At 63.5% G+C, this 669-nt stretch carries 2 protein-coding genes; both read right to left on the reverse strand.

Translation table 11 applies throughout. The annotated features are described in order from the left end of the window. The coding region (locus EN914_RS37425; RefSeq protein WP_407067840.1) for an ABC transporter permease at positions 1–269 on the reverse strand (269 nt) is incomplete at its 3' end. Beyond that, a partial coding sequence (locus EN914_RS37430; RefSeq protein WP_127389785.1) for an ABC transporter permease occupies positions 269–669 on the reverse strand: 401 nt, incomplete at its 5' end. The genes EN914_RS37430 and EN914_RS37425, both read right to left, overlap by 1 nt.

A 669-nucleotide genomic window follows, 5' to 3' on the forward strand; every position in this document is an offset into this window, starting at 1 on the left:
AAGACCGCGCGGGTCCGCACGCCGACGCGCGCCAGGCCGAGTGCCGCCGCGGTGCCGCACAGCGCCGCCAGCAAGGCGCTGGTGGTGGCGATGAACAGGCTGTTCTTCAGCGCTTCGACCAGGAACGGGTTCGCCAATGCCTTGCCGTACCATTGCACCGAAAAGCCGGTGAACTCGCTGGCATGGTGGCCGGCGTTGAAAGAAAACAGCACCACCAGCGCGATCGGCAGATAGAGGAAAGCGAACACCGCAATGACGAAAGCCCGCATCAGATCAGATCCACCCGGCGCGCGCCCGAAACCCGGGTCGAGATGCGGTTGGCGGCAATCAGCACCACCACCGAGACCAGCACCAGCGTGATCGCGATGGCCGATCCGAACGGCCAGTTGCGCGATTGCAGGAACAGGTCGACCAGTGCATTGCCGATGAAGAACACCTTGCCGCCGCCAAGCAGCGTCGGGATCAGATATTCGCCGAGCAGCAGGATCATGACCAGCGAGAAGCCGGTCATGACGCCCGGCAACGACAGTTTCAGGGTCACGCCCAGGAAAGTCGATAATGGCGTGGCGCCGAGATCGGCGGAGGCTTCCAGCAGCCTGCGGTCAAGCCGTTCGAGGCTGACATAGATCGGCAGGATCATCAGCGGCAGGGAGCCATAGACGATGCCGA

Source organism: Mesorhizobium sp. M7A.F.Ca.CA.001.08.2.1 (genome assembly GCF_003998455.1).
Taxonomy (GTDB): Bacteria; Pseudomonadota; Alphaproteobacteria; order Rhizobiales; family Rhizobiaceae; genus Mesorhizobium; species Mesorhizobium ciceri.